The sequence below is a fragment of the Prolixibacter bellariivorans ATCC BAA-1284 genome, from assembly GCF_000621705.1.
GTDB lineage: Bacteria > Bacteroidota > Bacteroidia > Bacteroidales > Prolixibacteraceae > Prolixibacter > Prolixibacter bellariivorans.
Window position 1 is genome coordinate 369474 of sequence record NZ_JHXO01000007.1, and the last position, 22702, is coordinate 392175.

The window sequence follows — 22702 nt, forward strand, 5'->3', positions numbered from 1 at the left end:
TTCAGTAGAGCCGGGTTTTCTATTTCATTAGCATCGCATTTAATAATTTATCGGATAATTATTATTTCATTTTTTAATTCTCACCCGCTTTCATTATATTAATCGATACAATTTCCGATAGTAATACTCCTCCGATGCAACCGTCGGAAATGTTATTGATGAGGATAGGTTAAAACCAAAACATTCGGTCATGTCTGAGATTGAAAAAATCAATTTGAAAGAGAAATTCTCCAAATTCACCGATCACTGGAGTCCAAAAGTTATTGGACAACTCAATCAACAGTTGGTGAAAGTGGTAAAATTCCGGGGCGATTTTGTGTGGCATAGCCATGAAAACGAAGATGAGTTGTTCATGGTCATTGATGGTTCATTTACTATGGAGCTTCGGGACAAAAGCATTGAAGTAAACGAGGGCGAATTAGTTATTATCCCAAAGGGAACGGAGCATCGTCCGGTTGCTAAAAAGGAGGTCAGTATCCTGCTATTCGAACCGAATACCATCATCAATACCGGTGAAGTGCTAAACCAATTAACCGTAAAGAATCCAGAGAATATTTAACGAGGGTTACCATACAAATTCCCTGACGTATGAATGAATAAAGCTCACCAAACTGCTTCGTAAATTCATGAATATCGAAACTATATAAAACCAATAATTACGCTAAATCATAACACAAACCATGGAACAAAGAATCTCGTACTTAACGCTTGGCGTCAGAAATCTGAAAGAATCAGAAAATTTTTACAGCAATCTGTTGGGTTGGGAAAAAACAGAGGAAAGTACCGGCAATATCATTTTCTACAAATTAAATGGTATCATTCTCGCTTTGTACCCTGTTGCGGCTTTGGCCAGTGATGCCGAAACCGTTCCCGGTGCCCGATGTTTCAGTAATTTCACGATTTCTTACAACACACGCACCAAGGATGAGGTGGACAAATTGATTAAGAAGCTCGAAAAGAAAAAAGTGAAAGTTGTTCGGGAACCCGAGACTGTTTTTTGGGGCGGCTACCGCGGATACATTAGCGACCCAAATGGTTTTATGATTGAAATTGTATACAATCCCAAAGCCGAACTCGACGAACGCGGGAATATTCTCTAGTATTTCTGAATATCCATTCCGTTTCAATGGAATAAAAAGCAGGCAGGGGAAGTTCTCCGCCTGCTTTTTCTCTCTTGTGTTCTTATCCTTCACGTTTTTTAACCAAAACGAGTCAACCTTTTGAAGAATTTCAGGTTGAGATAATATTGCATTCTGATTAATAACTGTGAGATGAGTAGAACGATGTGGGATGAGCGGTACGCCGCCGAAGAATATGTTTACGGAACAAGTCCAAATCAGTTTTTTCGGGAGGAATTGGCAAAGTTAGCCCCCGGAAGACTTTTGTTGCCAGCAGAAGGCGAGGGTCGAAATTCGGTTTATGCCGCATCGAGGGGATGGAAAGTCGTTGCCTTTGATACCAGTGCCGAAGGGCAAAAAAAGGCATTGCGTCTTGCCGGGCAAAAAGGGGTTCACATTCAATATCAAGTTGCCGGATACAGCCAGGTTCTCCTTCCTGAAGAGCATTTCGATTGTGTTGCGATGATATATACTCACGCTTCGGCATCCGACAGAACAAAACGGCATAGAAGAATGCTGAGTTCGCTGAAAGAGGGAGGCACATTTATTCTGGAAGGATTCTCAAAAGAACAAATTCATAATCAAACCGGTGGTCCGAGAGATGTGGCCATGCTTTTTTCGGAAGAAGAATTGAAATTTGATTTCCAGGAATTGAGCGAACTGAAGATTTGGAAAGAGGAAATCGAGTTACAGGAAGGCCCTTTTCACAATGGTAAAGCCAGTGTTATACGCTTAATTGGTATAAAATAATCTGAAATTCAATTTTCAGAAATTACGTTGCTACCCCATTTTTATATTATAACCCTCTGTAAGATAACATGGACTTACAGAGGGTTTCTTATTGTATAGATTCAAAAAACATCTACCGGAACCAAAAGACTATGGCTGCGGTAAGCAACAGTAATATAATTGACAGGTAACGGTAATTTTTATACCAGGGTAATCCCTTCAATTCAATTGTTTCCTCCCGGAATATCTTTGTTGACCAGGTCATATTTTCAACCTTGTCAACTGATGGCTTCGCGGTAGCGAGACTCACTCCCACGTGCACTGCCATACAGATAACTAGCAGTAATGGAGCTTTATTCAGGAAGTGAATGTTGTTAATGGTATCTGACCAACCATACATTTCCGAAAGGAATACAAATATGGCAATCACTAATCCGGTTATCAGACTGACAAAGGCACCATTCGCATTGCCTCTTTTCCAGAATAGCCCCAAAAGGAAAACGGCCACGACAGGAGGAGCAATCAGTCCCAATACCATTTGAAGGTATTGAAATAGGGAACCAAACCGGTCAATTTGTGGAGCCCACAAAGCGGCAATGACCACCAGAATAACCGTAGCAATTTGTCCAACGCGAACCAACTGTTTACTGGTTAGTCCCGGCTTCATCTTGTGCACAAAGTCCATTGTAATCAGTGTCGACGCAGAATTCAGGGTCGCACTCACACTCGAAGACATAGCAGCCAGCAAACCGGCAATGACCAGTCCGAGAACTCCTTTTGGCAACAAACTGTAAATCAACACCGGATAGGTCAAGTTGGGACATTGTGACAGGTTGGTACACAACATTCTGGCTCCGGTGGCATCGTTCACGGTATAATAGTGCAAACTACTAATATCCATTTTGGAATACAGTACAATCGCTATCACGCCAGGAAGTACCATAATAAAGATTACCGGAAGCTTCAGTAAACCAGCGAATAATGCCCCCCAGCGACCATGGTTCAGGTTTTTGGCACTCAATACGCGCTGAACCATGAATTGGTTGTTGGCCCAGAAGTAGAATCCCAACAGCGGAACACCAAATACCAAACCGGTCCAGGGCATTAACGGATCTTTGCTTGATTTCACCAGACTGAAAATTTCTTTAGTGGTCGTATGCAGTTTTCCGGCATCAATCTGCGCGTGCAGGCCATTCATTAAACCGGACCAGCCTCCTACTGCCGAAAAAGCATAGTAAGTAAGTATGGTAGAGCCAACGACCAGAATCATGGCCTGGATAACCTCGGTGTGAACCACCGATGATAAACCACCCGGAATAGTATAGGCAGCAGCTGCCAGCGCCAGAACAATGATGATTACCGTGGAATTGACTTCCGGGAAAATGAGTTTCAGAATCAGGTTACCGGCATAAAGTCCGGCTGCTGTATCGATAATGACATTCCCGACGACGGTAATAAACGAAAAATAATACCGCGAGCGGCTATCGTAACGGCGTTCGAGAAACTCCGGCATGGTGTAAACTCGCGATTTCAGATAAAATGGCAGAAAGAAGACGGCGAAGAAAACCAGAACTACAGCGGCCATCCATTCGTAATTATAAACAGCCACATTGGTTTTAAATGCATCCGAAGCCAGGCCGATTAATGTACTACTCCCAATATTCGCGGCAAAAAGCGAAATACCGACAATCGGCCAGGTCATGTTTCTTCCCGCCAGGAAATATTCTTCCGAGTCCTTTCTCTTAGCTTTTTTGAGACCATAAATGATGATACCAACAATATAAACGATGATGATACCAATATCAAGCGGGCTCAGACTTAAGTCTTTCATTACTTAGTTTTATATAAGGTCCAGATTTTGTTCTCCGTTGGGAGAAGAATAGTTGATTGACATTTGCATATTGTTTAGGTCGACAAATAATTGCGTGAATTCGTCCCCTTTACTCCAGTTCAATTTCAATTCATCGTTTTCCCCGTCCACAATTTCAAATTCTCCATTGAAAGCTGGATGGGAATTGCGGAATTCAATCAACTTTCTCAGATTTCTTACAATAGGTTTTCGCAACGACTCGTCCACTTCATTCGCTGTGTAATAATGCCGGTTGATATCCCTACCAACATTTGTTTTTTCAAGAAGTTTCATGTCGTTGCTTCCCGCAAATAATCCCATATAATAAACTTGCGGGATTCCGGGTGAAAAGAATTGAATGGCGCGGGCGATGAGGTAACTGTTTTCATCGCGTCCCAACGCATCAAAGTAGGTACAGTTAACCTGATAAAGATCGAGATTGGAAGCAGCAGCGCCCGTGGCTTTTTTGCTTTCTTCTCCGGAATTCTCATGAATTTTCCGGACAATATGGTCAATGTCTTTGTCGTCAATCAGACCTGCCTCTCCCTGCTCCGAGGCTACATCCACAATACCAATTCCGTCATGTGTATCCAGCACGGTAAAAGCATTCCGCGGACTCATACGCAACCATTTTTTCAGATTGGTTGCATTTTTATGAAACAGTGTATCGAGCACCAGCACCGGTAGGGCAAAGTCATAGATATAATCGACCTTCTCAGCTATACTGATTTGTGTTTTGTAATGGGAATGAATTTCCACGAGCACATTCATATCTCGCTCGCGGGCTTTTTGTGTCAAAGCTTCGATGAACGAAAACGTTTGATCGATCATAAAGCAGGAAGTTCCCGGGAGTTTGATGGCATAGCCCGCAGCATCGAGTCGAATCATGCGAATGCCTGCATCCTGAAAGGTGTCCAGAATGCTTTCCAGGTATGCTTTCCCCGGCTCGCTGTTGACATCAATATCGATTTGGTTACTGGTAAAGGTTGTCCAGACAAAGCGTTCGGTTCCATCTTTAAACTGAAAACGGGAGAATGGAAAACCTGGGCGTGGGCGGTAAATTTTTAGTAAATCCTCATCGGTCGCTCCTTGCGGGAAAATCTTCCGGTAGGTAAGAAACATATCGGCAAACGGAGAACTTTCGCCTTTTTCCAAATAATCGAGAAACTGTTGCGATTCAGCGGAAACGTGGTTCACAATTAAGTCAGCCATTACATCAACATCCCGGCTTAACGCTTTGATATCCTCCCAGGTTCCCAAACGGGGATCTACCTTTCGGTGATCGATGGGATCAAAACCAGCATCTGCCCGATCGATGGGATAAAAAAACGGTAACAAATGAACGCCACTAAATAGCGGCTTCAGTTCTTCCCGAAGTAATTGTTGATGTAGTTCATTTATATTCCGGCAACTGAACCGGTCAATATACGTAATCAGCTGTACTTTGTTCTCCATATCAGGGTATTCAATCTCAATTCGCGTTGGTTTTGGAGGGAAGGAAAACCAACGCCTTCCTCCCCTCCTTTCCAAACTTACCTATGCAATTTCAAGTAATCCCTCATTACATCAGAATGAATAGGTAACGGTCATGGTTGTTGCTCGTCCGGTAATCGGGCGGGCACGCATGTAGTTGACTGCATTATTCGTAAATGGATCTGCTTCCATTTCAGTAAAACCAAGTGTATTGGTTAAATTATTTACATTCATCCTCACTGATAATCCTTTTGTGATGGAATAATTGGCAAAAGCATTCAGGTATACAAATCCTGGCAACACAACCGAATTGTCATCCTGTGAATATACTTTGGTTGTACCTACCATGCTCACTCCCAATGCTCCCTTACCAATTGTGTACGATGGACTGATGTTGTACATCAAGGTAGGAACTCGGCGTGGCGTATTACCTACGTTATCCGCTGTGAGACTCTTGGTAATTTCTGCTTTCGTAAAAGTACCACCCGAATTGATATTCAGATTTCCTGTCCGGATGACCGCCTCCAGTTCAGCACCATATGCTTTGTATTTATTATTGATGATCTTGTTGAACTCTGTATTCTGCTCATCCACGTGGTTGTAAAAACTTGTCAGGAAGATACCGGCAACCGGTGAGTTGTATTTAAATCCCAACTCAGCTTGCTTAAGACCATCGTTGCTGAGTCCTTTAACGGTTTTACCAGCATCGGTAATAAAAGGCGTGTACAACAGACGATCGGCATTGGCACGTCCACCTTTGCTATAGCGGGCGAAGACAGCTTTATGTGAATCGAATTTATAGTTGGCACCAACTGAATAAGACACATAATGGAATGTATAATCTACCGGATGTGGATTCGAGTTGTCCAGAATGGTCACGCTCTGTTCTACCGGCGAAATATTACCGTCTTTATTTACGTCAACCTGTGCCTGCTCATTGCCAAGGTAATAACCGAAAGCATCGCCCATATCGTAACGAACACTTGCATCAACATTCAACTTATCAGTTACATCTACCCCCATGTTAGCATACGGTGCATCAATGGTGTAAGTCATATCGTATCCACGAGTACAACAGTTACCCCATGCCGGAACGCCATGTGCCGTAAGACCGCCTTCGCTGTAGAATGAATTATCCGCGCTGGCAACGTTCATCAACCGTGGCTGATTCTGAACATCGGTCAGATATGTTTGCCACAACCAGGTCATCGCAATACGCTGCGAAGCGTGATAATAACCAGCAGTTACGTGGAAGTTGTCCAGCTGTTTCGAGATATGTATATCGTTGGTGAAATTGTCCAGGTTGTTCAGTTCCACATCGAACGTATGCAACATCATCAGCAAGCCGTTTCCATTCAAGTTGGAAAGTTGGGACTGCGTTAGTGGTGTACCTGCATTCGCACCGTTTGCATAGCTCAATGTATACCCGGCTCCTGCCAGACTGGTTGCCATTTCGTCAGCTGGCTTAATGCTTACCGGGAAAGGTGAGTTAAATGAACCGTGGTTGAACGCTAACTGTCCTCTGTCATGAACCGTCCAACCATTACCCAGATCGAAATTGAATTCAGCTCCCACTGCATCAGAAATTGGATGCATTCCGTCGGCCATATTGAACGACTTACTGTTTCCGTTAGCATCAACTGACAGTTGGTGAAGAAAGTAAGGACTTTGCAAGGCATCGTGCTTTACATCAAATCCGGGAATCGATTTGTAAGTAGGATTCGAACCGGTACCGGTTACCATTACCGGCATGGGCATGTACGAAATAGCCCGGTCGTTCAGGTGCTTCAGATATAACCGCACAAAGCCTTTATCAAACTCTTTGGTGAAATTAGCTTTAATCTGACCACCTTTATTGGCCGTAAATCCAGCGTTACGCGGACCGACACCTTCGCGATAGAAACCACCGATGTTAAAACGGAAACCATCACCAATCGGTGCTCCATAGTCGAAATCGGTTCGGAATGACTGGTAATCAATACCAACGGTTGTTCCGATACTTCCACCTTTTTTCACGCCGGTTTTACTGATGAAATTGATGATACCGGCTGGCGAGTTACTGGCAAGCGTCGATGCGCTACCACCTTTCAGTGCCTCGATACGGGCAACGGTTTGATCGGAACGCAGGAAAATATCGGCGTTACCAAAAGAGATATCACCAAATTGCATTACCGGCATACCATCTTCCTGAAGTTGCAGGAACTTAGCACCTCCGGTTGAAATTGGTACACCACGCACCGAAATGTTGGCGTTACCTTCACCTCCGGTTGATTCGGAGTGAACACCCGGAATATTCTTGAATAATTCAGCAGTTGTGGTGGCACTAAACTGCTCCATCGCCTTCGGTTTCAGACTCGTCAACGAAACACTTGAGTTGATGGCAGATTTAGGATTTACCACACCGGTCACAACTACCTGATCCAGACCGATGAGGTCCTGCGACAGCGTAAAATTAACCGTTGCAGTTTGACCGGCAGTAACTGTCACACTTTTTTGCGACTTACTGTAGCTGATAAACTGCGATACGAGATCGTAAGAACCAGCCTTTACCTTGGTAAGTTGGTAATTTCCGTTCGCATCGGTAATTGTACCTGTATAAGTGCCTTTAATCAAAACACTGGCGCCCACCAGCGGCTCACCGGTCTTTTTGTCGGTGATTTTCCCTTTAATAATTCCGGTTCCCTGGGCAAGTGAGATAACAGGGACCATTAGCAGCATCAGGGTGAGCTGCATTAATTTCCGTTTCATAGTTTTTGGATTTATGTGATTTCAAATACAAATTTTCAAACCGAAATTCTTCGAAAACATGTTTTCATTTGTACCAATCAGATGACAAATCTATATTCCCAACTTTCCAAAAACAATAGATTTACAGGTGGTTGAAGCCCGCTTTTCATTTCAACCGGTTTCGCAACCGGTTGCGGTTGATAACTTTTTCATTGTTCTTTAACATTTACGTTACGAAGAATTAATACTGGAAGAAATTTCTACCTTTGAAATGTCATCAGCTAAACCAAGCATGAGTCAGAGTATTACGATCAAAGACATCGCACAACTCCTGGGATTATCCAAATCGACTGTCAGTAGGGCACTGAAAGACCATCCTGACATTAGCCCTGAAACGAAACGAGCAGTTAAGGAAATCGCTGAAAGACTGCACTACAAACCAAACCATGTGGCCATTTCGCTGCGCCACCGTAAAAGCAGGATGATTGGTTTGCTGGTTCCCAATATCTCCTACTTCTTTTTCCCGTCAGTTATCGAGGGTATTGAAGAAATTGTGCATCAGCACGGCTATCAGCTGATGATTCTCCAATCAAATGAATCGTACGACCGGGAAGTCAACGGCATTGATACCATGCTGGCCAATAATGTGGAAGGTATTCTCGCTTCGGTTTCCCGGAGAACGGAAGATTTCAGCCATTTCAAGAATGTGATCGACCGTGATATTCCCATTGTATTCTTCGACCGTGTTCCCGAAGAAATCAAAGCTGATATGGTTCTGGTGGATGATATCCGCGGAACCTACGATGGAGTAAAGCATTTGCTGGAGACCGGAAGAAAGCGTATTGCCATATGTATTGGTCACCCCAATCTGCTTATCAGTAAAAATAGGCTGAAAGGATATAAAATGGCTTTGCATGAAGCAGGAATGGAAATTAAAGACGAATACATTATTTCCGGACAGTCAATCGACGAAGTGGAGAGTGCAACTCACCAGTTATTGAATCAGGATACGCCACCCGATGGAATTTTTGCCATCAGCGACCTCACCATGACGGGGATAATGAAATCCATTTACACAAATCGTCTCCGAATTCCTGAGGATATTGCCGTCATTGGTTTTTGTGAAGAACCATTTAGTACCATGTACAATCCGCCTTTATCAGCCATCCAGCCTATGGGTTTCGAGATTGGCAAAATAGCCACTGAAGTATTATTCAATCGCATACAGGCGGAACATAGCTTTATGGTAACGCCGGAAATTCACAACATCACCAGTAGAATGGTCATTAGAGGGTCAACCTGATTTTTTTAAAATCGATTTTCTTCCCGGCTACCGAAAACCACCACTCTTTTTGCCTTTCCTTTTATTCCTGCTAACTTTGATCGAATTGAACTTAAAGTCCGATAAATATGAGCATTGTACTAATGATTGTTGCCGGAATTGTTGTTTTATCACTGTTGGTCATCATCATCGGTTCGCTGGTATTTAAAGGAAAAATATCACTAGAGGTAAAACGCTTGATGTCAGCTGGCAAAGGTATCGTTCCGGGCGTTATCAGAGACGATAAACTTGAAGGACTTCCGGAACCGGTACAACGGTATCTTAGGTATGCCGGAGTGGAAGATAAAAGAGAGTTGCTCCGGTTACGCATCAGCCAGAAAGGGGAAATCAGAACAGACAGGGAGCAGAAATGGATGCCTTTCAGAGCCGAACAATTTGTTTCTACCGCAAAGCCAGGTTTCCTATGGCGGGCCAACACTTTCCCCGTCCTGGTAAGAGATATGTTCGACGGCAAAAGAGGGAGTATGCGCATCAATTTTCTCGGTTTGCGTAACCTGGCTGTGGCCGAAACCCGTGAGGTCGATCAAGGCTCTTTAATGCGCTATTTAGCGGAAATGGTTTGGTATCCGACAGCTTTTCTTCGGGACGAAATAACATGGCATCCAATGGATGAAAATTCTGCGATGGCTACCATTATCGCAGGTGATTCAACCGCTGAAGGTGTATTTCATTTCAACGCCGCCGGCGAGGTTGAAATGTTTACGGCCAAACGCTACCGAGAAATACATGGCCATTTTGAGCTGGATAAATGGGTGGCACATCTGGAGGAATACCGTGAGGCAGAAGGTTTCAAGATTCCTTTCAAAGGAACAATCAGCTGGAAACTCCCGGAAGGTGATTTGGATTATTTCCGTTTCGAATTAACCGGTTACAATCGAATCACCTGAAAATAATGGCAGCCATTAATTATTGAAAGAAAAAAGGCCATTCTCCCCGTAAGGAAAATGACCATTATCTCAAGTTTGGGAAGTGTTTTCAGTTATTTACGTAACTTGAGGAAATCTTGTTTCATTCTTTCCAAATCGGCCAGTCGGTCTTTAATTTCCTGCTCGTGCTCCAACTCTCCTCATTTAACATGGTGAGGCCTTCTGATAAACAGGATTATCTGCCAATGCAAAAAAAGGACAGCCTAAGCCGTCCTTTAAAAAAATAAATTTTTCAGAATATCTTAAAATAGTGAAGTCGTGTGGGATTTATCCGCTTTTCTTTCTTTTTTCTCGATGTTTCGCTTTTCGTTTTTACCCAAAAAGTCATCCAGCTTATAACGCTTCCAATATTTTAACGTTTCACTTTTCAGGAATTCACTCTTTGCTTCGCCGTAATATTCGTTGAAATATTTGGCCGCCTGCTTAAGATTTCTCCGCGCAACATCGCCCAGTACATAATTCATTGCGATATAAAACTTGGCCACCACGTCTCCATTTTCACTGGCTTTCTTATAATAACTGAGCGCTCTTCTGTGATTCTTCTCTACCCCCTGCCCTTTTTCATACATGGTACCAATATTATACAATGCAGCATGTTCATTTTGCGCTGCTGCTTTTTTGAACCAATCCATGGCCTGTCCATAGTCCTTTTTGCGGCCAATGCCCATCAGGTAAATATTTCCCATCTCGGTTTGTGCCAACCGATATCCGGCCTCTGCTGACTTCTCATACCAGTCATACGATTGGGCATCTGCTTCCTTTTCGCCAAACTCCTTATCAGCATAAGCCTTGGCTAACAAATACATATAAACACTATCGCCGTTTTCAGCACATCGCCTCATCCAGTATAGCGCTGCTTCCCTTTCAGGCTGTACTTTGTCGAAATGATGATATAACTCCTTCTGTGCATCCAGATTTCCGTCATATCCAGCCTTCTTTTGCCAATATCGCGAACTGTCAACGTTTTGCGAAAGGCCCAGTTTTCCGAATTGATATAACTGACTCAGCCGGTATTCAGCTTTTTCATATCCCGCCTCCGCCGATTTGAAATACCAATACCTCGCAGCTTTAGGGTTTCGGTTTACTCCATGGCCTGCTTCGTAGTACGTCGCAAGCGTAAACTGTGCTACCGGATCATTGGAAACTGCTTTACGCTGAAGTTGTGCAATATCGACTTGTTGAGCTCTTACAAAGCCACTTACCCCCAGAAGTAATACAATGAGACCTATTCTGAATTGAAATTTTTTCATAATCACGCGGTTTTTCGGCGAAGAAGGATTTTCTTTTCTTTCAAAGATATTACGTTTATTTGAAAGTTTTATTGTTTAATTTTTAGGATTTTTTCAAGGAATTCTAACTCATTCAATGGACGTTAGCGTTATTTCTTCCGGTAAACCAGATTAATATAACATAAAAATACACAAAAAAAGTTCAGGTTAAAAACTTAAACATATCTGCTGCCTAAGCTGAGAGCCATCGGCCTGTCCCCGTGTTATTATCATCGCTTACTGCGATAAATTCAAAAAAACACACGCCATCCTACACTAATGCATATCAATTATTGCACGCCCTTCACGTGTTTGTTGTACCAGGAAACAAAAAAAAATCATTTCGATAGGGGGATTTTCGAAGAAAGTTGTCACAGCATCGACGAAACAATTTATTAAACGTAATAGAGAAAAAAATGAACAAGGTTTATTTCTTATTAGCGACGATGCTGTTCGTTTTAGGCATTGTAAAAGTAACTGAAGCCCAGAATGAAAAAAAAGCTCAGGTTACATTCTTCTACCCCATTGGTTCTTCCGGCCTCAATTCAACCAATTACAATTACCACTTTTCTTTCAATACCATTTATGGAATTACTGGTGGTGTAAACGGCTTTGAATTAGGTTCTGTTGGGAACATTGCCAGAGGTAATGTAAAAGGATTACAAATCGCCGGAGTTTTCAATATAGCTACTCCAGGCAGTTTGGCAGGGACAATTAGGGCTGCAGCAGACAGTAGCGAAACCGCAAATGGCTTACAACTTGCCGGGGTAAGTAACATGGTGAAAGGAAATCAAAAAGGGTGGCAAATAGCCGGAGTTTGCAACACAACCACCGGAAATAGCTCTGGCGTTGTCCTGTCAGGCGTTTCAAACATAACCCGGAAAGATGTAAACGGAGCAATGGTTTCTGGTGTTTTTAATTCCTCCAGAGCAATAAAAGGGGTGCAGTTATCGACCATTAATATTGCTACGAAAAGTGTAACCGGAGCTCAAATTGGGGTAGTGAATATTGCTCCCAGAGGAAAAGGATTCCAATTAGGAGTAGTCAATATTGGCCAAACTGCCAGTGATTCGATTATACCTCTTGGACTACTTAACATTTTTAAAGATGGTTACTATGCTTTTGAATTGTCAACCGACGAAAAATTATTCAGCCAAATCTCATACAAGATGGGGGTTGAAAAGCTGTATACCATTTTTCAGTTTGGCGTTAGCTTTCGTAACAATACGCAGTTTTACAGTGCGGGATCTGGCCTGGGAAGCATCTTCGATATCACTCCAAAGAATAAAATCAACCTGGAGCTCATTACGACCCAATTTTTCGAAAATGATTTTAAATACATACCTGATTTCCTGAATCAAGCTAATCTGGATTATCAATATAATTTGACCAAACACATCGCTTTAAAAATCGGACCAACATTCAATTGTTATATTGAAAAGAACAATAAGAAAACAAATGATGCTATTCGGATCCCTTATTCTATTATTGAAGCCAAAGGCCGTTACCACACGACCTCCCTATGGATTGGCGCAAACGCAGGAGTAGTAATCAAATTATAAAAATCAAAATTATCATTGTTGCTGCGGATCGTTTTTTTCTCATACTTTTATACAGCAATTACTAATTTCGATATTGAGATCGATTCGCAGCTACAATCTTTTTGAATGGAAGCTACCGGTACTAAATGGCAAACAAAATCTGGTTTCGAAATATTGTTTAGAAAACACTATTCAGTTCTGTGTGCCTATGCTTATGGTTTTGTAGCCGACTACGGTCTGAGTGAGGATATTGTTCAGGAAGTGTTTTTCAAATTATGGACGGACAAAGGGAGAATTGCCATAGAAACATCCGTTAAGGCCTATCTATATCAAATGGTTCGTAATACGTCGCTTAATTATTTAAAACACAAAAACGTGATAAAACAATATGAAATAGCAAATAAAGATGAGAGCAACTATATAGGAGAAAGCCTGGATGAACTGCTAATCGGGAAAGAACTAAACGCTAAAATTCAAGCAGCAATTGAAAAATTACCGACCGAACGTCGGAAAGTTTTTTTGCTGAGCCGAATGGACGGATTGAAATATAAAGAAATTGCTGAAAAGCTCAATATCTCAATCAAAACCGTTGAGAACCAAATGGGAAAAGCACTTTCCACTTTAAGAACGGAACTGGCAGGAGAATCCCCGTTGGTTTTATTTGCTTTGTTTTACAGGGCACGAACAATAAATAAGCAAACATTACATAACCAAAAGTGTGAATAAGAAGTCGAAACATATCGATGATGCTTTATTAGCCAAATTTCTGTCGGGCGAAGCGACTTCCGCCGATAAGGAAATGGTTTCCGAGTGGATGGAGGAATCGGAACAAAACATGGCTTATTTTGAGAGTTTCGCAACCATTTGGTTAAACAGCACTGCCGATGAAAAAAAACGTCCCAATCCGGAAGCAGCCTGGCATAAGATGGAACCCCTACTCGCTAAGGCGAGGTACAAAATCATCCTTCCATACCTGGGAGCAATTGCAGCGATTCTGATTATTGCCTTTTTCCTATTCACTCCGGAAAAATCTGACAAAGTAACATTTACAGCCGATAATCAGTCTCAAAAGGAAGTTCTGCCGGATGGAACGGAGGTTATTCTCGATGCTGGCTCAAAGCTTGACTACTTTTTCGATAAGAAATCAAATATCCGAATAGCCCATCTCACAGGAAAGGCCTTTTTTCATGTAAAAAGAGACACTGCACATGCGTTTATCGTTAAAACTCTTTATGGGCAAGTAGAGGTTCTCGGCACACAGTTTAATGTGAACGTGATTAGAAATGACGGGGTTTATGTTGATGTCCTGTCTGGTGTTGTGAAGCTTTCGAAACCAGATGTAAATTCGTTGACGCTTCGCAAAGGAGAAAGTGGTTTTATTCCGGCCGATAATAACCTGATTAGGGAAACAAAGCAGGCCCCTTCAGAATTCTTCAGCATTGACAAGACGTTAATTTTTAACAACGTACCTCTTGGTGAGGTATTTTCGAACCTTGAGAAATGTTATTCCGTCAGAATTGATATTGATAATCCGGTCAATACAAACTTGCGCTTTACTTCGCAGTTTAAAGACAACAGCATTAACGAAATTCTGAATGTAATTACCCAGACCTACGGATTGAAATTTAAAAAATCGAATAATGAATATTATATTACCCTAAAAAGTGAAGATTAAGTATTTCATTCTGTTTTTTCTGAGCTTTTTGTTTCTCAGTCAAGTCGCAAAAACGCAAAATCTGCTGAATATTAGAATTAATATTAATGTTCAGCATACAACCATTGGCGAAATACTTCATGACATTGAAAAACAGGGAAACTTCTTTTTTGCTTACAATCCCGACAACATCGACGAAACCAAAACCGTGTCTCTCTCAGCCCGGGATATTAAAGTTCGTGATGCGCTAAAGGAATTGTTTCAACATGAGGCAACGTTCCAACAAGTCGAAAATCATATCATCATCAACAGCACACCAAAAAGCGAAGCGAAAAATTCATTCCAAATCACTGGTTACATCGCCAATAGCTCAGATGCACCGCTGGACTCTGCCATTGTTTATGACCCGGAAAATCAAAAACTGGTCATTAGCCAGAAAGACGGCTCATTTGCCTTTGATTTTGACACAAATGATAAAAACATCAGCCTTTTCGTCAGACTTCGCTCTTATAAAGACACGGTTATATATGTTACCCCGGGAAACCAGAGAATCGATTTGAGGCTGCGCCAGAGGGAATCTTCTCCCATCGCCCTGACTCCCATCGGAACGGAGGATGCTGAGCTGAAACTGAAAGACTTCGAAAATTTGTCACTGGTGCAAAGGCTCGTACCTCCGGAAGCAATTTATGCCTCCTCCAATCTTAGTACCGAAAAAATAATGCCGGTACAGCTTTCTTTTTTGCCCAAAGCCGGCACCAATTCTTTTGTCAAAGGATTAAGAGTCAACCATGCTTCTTTCAATATCCTGGCGGGCTATTCAAAAGGGCTAAGCGGAGCAGAATTTGGTGGGATTGCCAATATTATTCAACAAGAAGTCAGAGGTTTCCAGGCTGCGGGCATTGCCAACGTTGTTTTAGGTGATGTACATGGAACACAATTTTCGGGAATCTACACCATGGACCTAAGCAATGTCGACGGTTTTCAGGTGAGTGGTGTATATAACTCTCTGCGGGGTACTATTTCCGGGGGTCAAATCAGTGGCATTTCAAATATTGCCATGAAAACTGTCAATGGAGCCCAGGTTGCCGGTGTTTTAAATGTAGCGAAAGGAAAAGTAACGGGAGTTCAGATAAGCGGTGTGATTAATATCGACCACGATGAGGCATCCGGGGCCGAAATTGCCGGAGTAGCCAACATTTCGAAAAAAATGGCCACAGGTCTGCAACTGGCGGGGATATATAATGAAAGTGGAGAAATAAACGGTATGCAACTTTCCTCGCTAATCAATCTGAACCGAAACAATGCTAAAGGAGCTCAAATAACGACGATTCTGAATAAAACAAAGACGTTAAACGGCTTGCAATTCGGACTTGTTAATATCGCAGACACCATCAATGCGGGCTTTCAGGTAGGTTTGATTAATATTGTGAAACACGGCACCTACTCGCTTGAGTTATCTCATAACGAAACTTTTCCAATCGATATTAATTTTAAAACCGGAAATCCGAAACTATATTCAATAATTAATCTGGCTGCAGAAAATAATAGCTTAGGATTCGGATATGGTCTCGGGAGTAACTTCCCGTTAAACAAAAAATTTGCTTTTTGGTCAGATATCAGTAGCACTTCCATACATGATTCTAAAAAGCTGACAGCTCAAGGTCTTAAATTAACCATGAGACATGGATTGAATTATGATCTATTTAAACACCTCAGTCTCAGAGGCGGTATTTCCGAGAACTATTTTATTCCCAAAAAATCAGCGGAAAAGCCAACAGGAGAAATTCTAATCACAAGCAATGCTAACCACATTGAAGGAGCGCTCCAGAACGGCAAAAACAGCTTTTGGAGTGGATGGTTTTTGGGAATACAGATATCCAACGTATTTTGATTCTCCCGGTCGAATTTTTCACCCACAAGTGATAAAAAAACAAAAACTCCGCATCAATATGATCGTGGAGTTTAGTTTTTGTGTTGACCAAACCTGAGAAATGTCGAACTTTTTGCTTGAAGATTGCAATACTCTGATTAAGTTTATGATTGCTGAAATTCAGAAGCAGAAACTTCATTTCTAATAAAACTGCAAACTAGTAGACAAAAGATTACAAAGCATTAATTTACTAGTTTTTAACAATATAATTCCGTATGAGTAAAGCAGGAACTTATTCAAACCAGGGAGATGATTATCAAAGAGCAATAGCTATAAACTGGCTAATTGAATTATTAACCAATGATGCAATTGAATATATACAGGTAGAGTCCAATGGATTATCTGGAATAAAAGAAAAAGTTCCGGTTGACGATATTGTCGTTGTCTGTAAAAATGGCTCAAGAAGGCACATTCAAGCCAAAAAAAATCAAACAAATGCTAAAGTATGGTCAATAAAGGATTGGGGAAGCGAACTACCAAAGATTCTTCTTCAATTAGAACAAGGCGAACACATTACTGTTGAATTGTACTCGTCCACGCCGTTAGGGCAATTTACAACCCTACCTGAGGAATGTCGCATACACCCAAATTTCGGTGATTTTAAAGAGCAGTTAAGCAGGCCGAAAACCGAAGCACTTTCCATATTGGTAGATGAATGGGAGCGTTCTGAAGAAGAAATTTTCTACTTATTAAAAAGAGTCCGTACTGGTTCACATCATAATACTGAAAAGTGGATTAAAATGAACGAGGAGTCTTTGAGCAGACTCGTGACACATCCGGCTCTTGCGTTAGACACGCTGGAAACTTTTGTAAACAGATACCAATCAAAGGACTTAGTCGGCAAATTCGAAATCAGGGCACAAGATGTATGGGGAGAATTAGCAGGTAAAGGATTAACAAGACTACCGAATTTCAGCAAAAAAGAAATTATTCAGCAATTCCAAAGAACATCAGTCATTGGCAGAAATGATTGGAAAAGAACCATTACAGGCGAAAAGATAAGAAGGAAAGAACTTGATGACACGCTGAAACAAATTCGAGAAAATAAAAGGACCATTTTAATTCAGGATGGACCAGGTAGTGGAAAAACATGCTTGCTATTGGACCTGGCTGATGTGATTGATGGTGACAACAAGTTTCAGTTGCTATTTATAAAAGGGGATCGGTTTGCCAAGATTAATTCCGAGGAGAATTCCCTACCCAAAGAAATTGTGGAAAGTTGCGGCTTGTTAAGCTCTGTTTCACATGTTGTAGTTGTTATAGATTCTTTGGATGTTCTTTCCTGCCAACGCGATCACGCCGCACTAAATTTCTTTCTAAAGCTAATTGATCAACTACAGATTATACAAAATGTCACAGTTGTCGCAGCTTGTCGGGAATTCGATTTAAAATACGACCCAAAACTTCGTGATCGAAAATGGGATGTTCAGATTAAGCTTAGTGACTTTAACTTTCAAAATACTGTCATTCCAATCCTAAATAAGTTAAATGTTAATGTTGGACAATTAAATCCAGATTTGAAGGAGTTGCTGTGCCTTCCTCAAAATTTAAGCCTTTTTGAAAGATTATCAGGTTTTCAAGGTGTATTTAATGTTCGTACCACCTACGATTTATATAAGGCTTTTATCGATTTTTCATTGTTACAAGATACAGATCTTGTAGATCACATTTTTGAAAAAATATTTTCTTTTGCGGACAAGCTGTTAAAAGAGAGGGAGCACAGTCTTCCTAAAACGGTGATAAATATTGACGAACACATTCTTCACCACTTGATAAGTAAAGGTGTTCTAAACGAGGAAGCTGATGGCAAAGTGGGTTTTAGTCATCAAACCTTGTTTGATAATTTTGTAGCAAACAATGCTTTAAAAAGCGGAATTACACTTACTCAACTGATATTGAGTCATCCCCCTTTACCTTTTTACCGGCCATCAGTCCGCAGTTATTTGTTTTTCGTGAGGAGTCAATCGTTTAAATCCTTTAGCCAAAATATTCGCAAAACTCTTTCAAATGATGATATAGCTTATCATTTCAAAAGGTTAGTAGTGGAAACATACGCTGAAATGATTCCCAAAAATGATGATTGGAATTTGATAAGATGGATGTTTTTGAGGCAAAATGATCTGTTTAAAAGGTTTCTTGATGCTTTAACATCAAGTCATTGGTTTGAATTAATTGCAAACAAATGGTATCCATCTTTTGCTCATCAGCCAGATAATTATGAATGGCTTTTCACCTTCTTATGGAAACTGGATGCATGGATGAATTTTTACCCCAATGAGACTGTAGAAATATGGAATAATGCTCTAAAGGAAAACTGGGGCGGAAATAGTGTATGGATAATATGTCATAGCTTGACACGATTTAAGCATTATCGTGTTGATGGTGTAAAAGATCTTATTCACACGCTTAAAGAATCCAATAATACGGACTCTCATTCTATGGGAAAAATTTACTGTAATTACATAGAAGCTACAGGCGATGGTTATGAAACGTTGTGGGATTGGATGACTCGTGATATTTCGATAAAAGAAATGAGCAACTGGGGTAAAGAAAATGAACTGTATTGCGAAAGCCATGACCTAAAAGATGGTACTTTTCTTCAAAAACATCTTATAAAATCAGAAGAATTTCGAAATCTTGTATTGAAGTCATTATTGAACTGGGTGAAAGGCTCTTCTTATTGGAAAGAAGATGGACTGACCTACAAATTATTAGAATACACAAGTATTCCGAATAATATTTCTCGTTCTGGCAGCATCTATATCGAGAATATATCAATATTGATGCAAGCTGTAGAAGAAGCGTTTTTGAACCATGCAAAAAATAATACTGAATGGTGGAAGAAAGAGGAAACAAAACTGAGAACATCTAAAGAATTGGCTTTTCGATATATATTGATCAAGGCATATTTGGAAAATATTGAGACAAATTTAGATGGAATAACCAGTCAACTATTGGACAAAGAGCTTATTGAAGCTGGTGAATTAAACTATGAATTGGGTTTACTAATAAATGAATCTTTTCACCTGCTTCCAGAGCAAATTCAAGATAAAATAGTAAATGTAATTGAAAACTTATTCCCTGAGCATACGGAACAAGAAGAACATGTTAAGAATTGGCATAATCGTGTTAAGTTTGAATTATTTGTCCGAATACCAGCTTATTTGAGAGCAAATAGTGTAAATAATTTCATTAACAAGTTTATACCACAATTTGGTTACTACCTCCCCGTTAGGGAAAAATATTCAAGTGGTGGATGGGTAGGTTCTCCGGTAAGCGCCGAAATTTTAGATAACTTAAGTATTGAAGCGTTGTTCACCCTTTTCAACTATTATAAGGATTACAAAGGGCATAGTTTCCATCCAGCTGATGATAATAAAGGAGGATTGCCACAATTAAGCAGTACTCTTTCTATCTTGGCTAAGAATAACCCTGCTAAATACCTAAAAATAATAAACAACCCTAAGTTCGATAAATTTTCAGATTCAATTGAAGAAGCAATATTGGATGGGGTCGGCTATCATATTAGTTGTAGATTAGGGAAAGTAAATGACAGTAGTTATAAACCAATAAGCCCCCTGCCTGACATCAATAATATCGCTCATAATCTGCTTGACAGAATAGAAATAAATCACTCTTCATTTCAAAAAGATATTACTTATGCAAGGATGATTGAAAATTGTATTGAAGCATTGCCAAGTGAAGAGGATTTAAAGCGGGCTACTAAATTACTTTTACCTTTGAGTAACCATCCTGATCCAGACGGCAAGAGGTTAAATATTCAAGACCTAAATGGCGATAAAGTTACATCTAATGATATTTTAACCAAATCATTAAACTGCACAAGAGGTGTTGTAGCCAACTCTGCTATAGCAATATTGAATAAGTTACTGGATTTGGGGGTAAAACCATTTGTATCCATTACTAGCTTAACAGAGAAACTGGCAAACGATAAGGCACAAGAGGTTCAAGCTGCTTTACTATGGGGTCTGCCTTACACAGGTTATAAAAGCAAAGAATTGGGTTGGCAGATTTTTAATATCATCTTTAGTAAGAAGCAAACACTTTTGTGGGGGGCAGGCGAAAAATTCTTGTATCATCAATACTACCAAAATTATGAAATGGTAAGACCATGCCTGGAGCGGATAAAAAATGAAGCAATAAATGAAGCGGGGGCAACGTGGGGTAGACTTTCTGCTTTGTGTATGATTCAAGGCCATATTAATCAACAAGTTTTCTTCAGTGAATTAAAAGAAATAAATAAAAAAGATGTTTGGGATGGAGCATTAAGTGTATTTATAGCCAATTTGGAGAAAAATAAAGATGGATTATGTCAAGAATCATTTAGAGTGTTTATTAAGGAAAACAACATTCAGAAGGAATTCGGACATAAAATAGATGGAGCTTTTAGGCTAGATGAAAAAGGTAAATACATCAATGTTGAAACGGGTAAGTTATTCATAAACTCTTTGATTCTAGATGATGATAAAGAGCCCCAAATGCATTCTTTTATCGACTGGATCGAATATCAAGCAATAATTGATCCGGTGGTGGCATTAGAGTTATGCGAAAGCTTGCTTTCTAAATTGCAATCATTTGAATCCCAACCACGTTTATGGCATTCAAAACCTTTGATTTCTACATTAACCACAATTTTGCGCGAGGCAGATGAATTGGATGATTTAGAACTTATTAATCGAGCTGTGCATTTGCAAGATCAATTCTTATTAATGGGGATTGATGGAATGAATGAATATTTTGCAGAGGCTGCAACGTTGTAATTCACTTATCATTAATCACTGCATTCTTTCAGGCATCCAGCGCAATGTTCTTGCTTTAAAAAGTTTTCCTTTCTGTTTCCATCAAAAAACAAAAGCCGCATGATAGCGGCTTTTCGTGATCCAGGCGGGACTCGAACCCGCAACCGGCAGCTTAGAAGGCTGCTGCTCTATCCAGTTGAGCTACCAGACCATCCCTTATTTTGCGGTGCAAATATATAAAATATCCCCGTTACCTAAAGGAAAACGGGGATATTTTGCCTGATTTTATTCCTTAAACCAATACAATATTATGATCAGCACATTGTTGCACCATATCTTCCGGCCACAAACTGGCCTGTACCTCACCAATATGGGCTTTCCGAAGGAAATACATACACAGACGCGACTGGCCGATACCACCACCAATGGACAGCGGCAATTCACCTTTCAGCAGCTTTTTATGAAACAACAATTGTTTGCGTTCCTCCGTGCCTGTCAGTTTTAGTTGTTTTTCCAGAGCCTTCTTATCGACGCGAATTCCCATTGACGACAATTCGAAAGAGCGATTCAGTATACTGTTCCAAACAATGATGTCACCATTCAAACCTTTGTACCCATCGGAGTTGGAAGATGACCAATCGTCATAATCCGGAGCCCGACCATCGTGAACCTCACCATTAGCCATCGTTCCGCCAATTCCAATAATGAAGACTGCACCGTAGGCTTTAGCTGCCTCGTCTTCTCTTTCTTTCGAAGTAAGATCCGGATAACGCTCCGCCAGTTCTTCCGCATGAATAAACGTTATCTCATCGGGCAGTGATGGTTTCAGTTTCGGATAGTTTTCGTACACCATAAACTCGGTTCGCAACAACACAGAATAAATCTGCCGAACCACTTTTTTAAGGAAATCCAATGTACGCTGGTCAGAGGTAATTACCTTTTCCCAGTCCCACTGGTCGACGTAGAGAGAATGAATATTTGAAAGCTCTTCATCGGCCCGAATGGCATTCATATCGGTATAGATACCGTACCCTACCGGGATTCCGTACTTCGCCAACATCATTCGTTTCCATTTGGCCAGCGACTGAACTACTTCAGCCTCTTGATCATCGAATTCCTTTACGGGAAATGAAACAGGACGTTCCACGCCATTCAGGTCATCATTCACACCGGTTCCCTTCAAAACGAAAAGCGGAGCAGTTACCCTTCTCAATCGCAGTTCTGCAGATAGGTTCTCCTGGAAAAAATCCTTCACAAACTTGATGGCCTTCTCCGTATTCTTCAAATCAAGAAGCGGCTTGTAATTCTCAGGAAAATAAAGATTCATACGGTTTTCATTTTATCATCAATCGACACACGAAAAGCAGATACAGCTTTCCTGCTTC

The 22702-nt window shown here is 40.8% G+C and carries 15 protein-coding genes and 1 tRNA gene; 10 read left to right on the plus strand and 6 right to left on the minus strand.

All coding sequences use genetic code 11. The features are described 5' to 3' along the window. The first annotated feature begins 190 nt into the window (after nucleotides 1-190). From T426_RS0109535 to T426_RS0109545, 3 genes are all read left to right on the plus strand, one after another. The gene (locus tag T426_RS0109535; RefSeq protein ID WP_153637619.1) at nucleotides 191-559 is read left to right on the plus strand and encodes a cupin domain-containing protein; all 369 of its coding nucleotides are present in this window, start codon (nucleotides 191-193) and stop codon (nucleotides 557-559) included. Nucleotides 560-680: 121 nt separating this feature from the next. Beyond that, the gene (locus T426_RS0109540) at nucleotides 681-1100 is read left to right on the plus strand and encodes a VOC family protein (protein WP_025865271.1); all 420 of its coding nucleotides are present in this window, start codon (nucleotides 681-683) and stop codon (nucleotides 1098-1100) included. A gap of 171 nt (nucleotides 1101-1271) precedes the next feature. Further along, nucleotides 1272-1868, plus strand: a complete 597-nt coding sequence (locus T426_RS0109545) for a class I SAM-dependent methyltransferase (RefSeq protein WP_027585597.1) — start codon at nucleotides 1272-1274, stop codon at nucleotides 1866-1868. Nucleotides 1869-1980: 112 nt separating this feature from the next. Here the strand turns inward: T426_RS0109545 and T426_RS0109550 are convergent, their stop codons facing one another. From T426_RS0109550 to T426_RS0109560, 3 genes are all read right to left on the minus strand, one after another. Beyond that, complete coding sequence (locus T426_RS0109550) at nucleotides 1981-3678, minus strand: sodium:solute symporter (protein WP_025865270.1); 1698 nt, start codon at nucleotides 3676-3678, stop codon at nucleotides 1981-1983. A gap of 9 nt (nucleotides 3679-3687) precedes the next feature. Further along, entirely contained in the window at nucleotides 3688-5151 is a 1464-nt protein-coding gene (gene gtfA / locus T426_RS0109555) for a sucrose phosphorylase (protein WP_025865269.1), read from the minus strand. A gap of 111 nt (nucleotides 5152-5262) precedes the next feature. Continuing rightward, a complete protein-coding gene (locus T426_RS0109560) occupies nucleotides 5263-7917 on the minus strand; it encodes a TonB-dependent receptor (RefSeq protein WP_025865268.1) in 2655 nt (884 codons plus the stop codon). Nucleotides 7918-8188: 271 nt separating this feature from the next. Here T426_RS0109560 and T426_RS0109565 point away from each other — a divergent pair, with 271 nt between their 5' ends. Beyond that, nucleotides 8189-9199, plus strand: coding sequence for a LacI family DNA-binding transcriptional regulator (locus tag T426_RS0109565; RefSeq protein ID WP_025865267.1), 1011 nt, complete (start codon nucleotides 8189-8191; stop codon nucleotides 9197-9199). A 107-nt stretch (nucleotides 9200-9306) separates the two neighbouring features. Further along, nucleotides 9307-10125 carry a DUF6544 family protein gene (locus T426_RS0109570; protein ID WP_027585598.1) on the plus strand — a complete coding sequence of 273 codons (819 nt, stop codon included), beginning with the start codon at nucleotides 9307-9309 and terminating at the stop codon, nucleotides 10123-10125. Nucleotides 10126-10406: 281 nt separating this feature from the next. On the opposite strand, the gene T426_RS0109575 is transcribed toward T426_RS0109570, so the two are convergent. Further along, nucleotides 10407-11414, minus strand: coding sequence for a tetratricopeptide repeat protein (locus T426_RS0109575; RefSeq protein ID WP_027585599.1), 1008 nt, complete (start codon nucleotides 11412-11414; stop codon nucleotides 10407-10409). A 434-nt stretch (nucleotides 11415-11848) separates the two neighbouring features. Between T426_RS0109575 and T426_RS0109580 the strand changes: the two genes are divergently transcribed. The 5 genes from T426_RS0109580 (at nucleotide 11849) to T426_RS0109605 (ending at nucleotide 21338) form a co-directional block, all read left to right on the plus strand. After that, nucleotides 11849-12994 (plus strand): LA_2272 family surface repeat-containing protein, encoded by a 1146-nt coding sequence (locus T426_RS0109580; protein WP_025865264.1) that lies wholly within the window; start codon nucleotides 11849-11851, stop codon nucleotides 12992-12994. Nucleotides 12995-13099: 105 nt separating this feature from the next. Then, a complete protein-coding gene (locus tag T426_RS23270) occupies nucleotides 13100-13699 on the plus strand; it encodes an RNA polymerase sigma-70 factor (RefSeq protein ID WP_051568968.1) in 600 nt (199 codons plus the stop codon). Next, a complete protein-coding gene (locus T426_RS0109590; RefSeq protein WP_025865263.1) occupies nucleotides 13692-14648 on the plus strand; it encodes a FecR family protein in 957 nt (318 codons plus the stop codon). Before T426_RS23270 ends, T426_RS0109590 begins: the two co-directional genes overlap by 8 nt. Beyond that, entirely contained in the window at nucleotides 14638-16518 is a 1881-nt protein-coding gene (locus T426_RS0109595; protein WP_027585600.1) for an STN domain-containing protein, read from the plus strand. The genes T426_RS0109590 and T426_RS0109595 overlap by 11 nt, the downstream gene beginning before the upstream one ends. A 254-nt stretch (nucleotides 16519-16772) precedes the next feature. Further along, complete coding sequence (locus tag T426_RS0109605; RefSeq protein WP_025865259.1) at nucleotides 16773-21338, plus strand: AAA family ATPase; 4566 nt, start codon at nucleotides 16773-16775, stop codon at nucleotides 21336-21338. Between the two features lie 116 nt (nucleotides 21339-21454). Here the strand turns inward: T426_RS0109605 and T426_RS0109610 are convergent. Both T426_RS0109610 and asnA read right to left on the minus strand, forming a co-directional pair. Next, a tRNA-Arg gene (locus tag T426_RS0109610) sits at nucleotides 21455-21528 on the minus strand. A gap of 81 nt (nucleotides 21529-21609) precedes the next feature. Continuing rightward, entirely contained in the window at nucleotides 21610-22644 is a 1035-nt protein-coding gene (asnA, locus tag T426_RS0109615; RefSeq protein WP_025865258.1) for an aspartate--ammonia ligase, read from the minus strand. Between the last annotated feature and the right edge of the window lie 58 nt (nucleotides 22645-22702).

Coding starts and splice junctions, on each gene's coding strand:
- T426_RS0109580 (WP_025865264.1), top strand. CDS start 11,849: ATGAACAAGGTTTATTTCTTATTAGCGACGATGCTGTTCGTTTTAGGC.
- T426_RS0109550 (WP_025865270.1), bottom strand. CDS start 3,678: ATGAAAGACTTAAGTCTGAGCCCGCTTGATATTGGTATCATCATCGTT.
- gtfA (WP_025865269.1), bottom strand. CDS start 5,151: ATGGAGAACAAAGTACAGCTGATTACGTATATTGACCGGTTCAGTTGC.
- T426_RS0109545 (WP_027585597.1), top strand. CDS start 1,272: ATGAGTAGAACGATGTGGGATGAGCGGTACGCCGCCGAAGAATATGTT.
- T426_RS0109605 (WP_025865259.1), top strand. CDS start 16,773: ATGAGTAAAGCAGGAACTTATTCAAACCAGGGAGATGATTATCAAAGA.
- T426_RS0109570 (WP_027585598.1), top strand. CDS start 9,307: ATGAGCATTGTACTAATGATTGTTGCCGGAATTGTTGTTTTATCACTG.
- T426_RS0109575 (WP_027585599.1), bottom strand. CDS start 11,414: ATGAAAAAATTTCAATTCAGAATAGGTCTCATTGTATTACTTCTGGGG.
- T426_RS0109535 (WP_153637619.1), top strand. CDS start 191: ATGTCTGAGATTGAAAAAATCAATTTGAAAGAGAAATTCTCCAAATTC.
- T426_RS0109540 (WP_025865271.1), top strand. CDS start 681: ATGGAACAAAGAATCTCGTACTTAACGCTTGGCGTCAGAAATCTGAAA.
- asnA (WP_025865258.1), bottom strand. CDS start 22,644: ATGAATCTTTATTTTCCTGAGAATTACAAGCCGCTTCTTGATTTGAAG.
- T426_RS0109560 (WP_025865268.1), bottom strand. CDS start 7,917: ATGAAACGGAAATTAATGCAGCTCACCCTGATGCTGCTAATGGTCCCT.
- T426_RS0109565 (WP_025865267.1), top strand. CDS start 8,189: ATGAGTCAGAGTATTACGATCAAAGACATCGCACAACTCCTGGGATTA.
- T426_RS23270 (WP_051568968.1), top strand. CDS start 13,100: ATGGAAGCTACCGGTACTAAATGGCAAACAAAATCTGGTTTCGAAATA.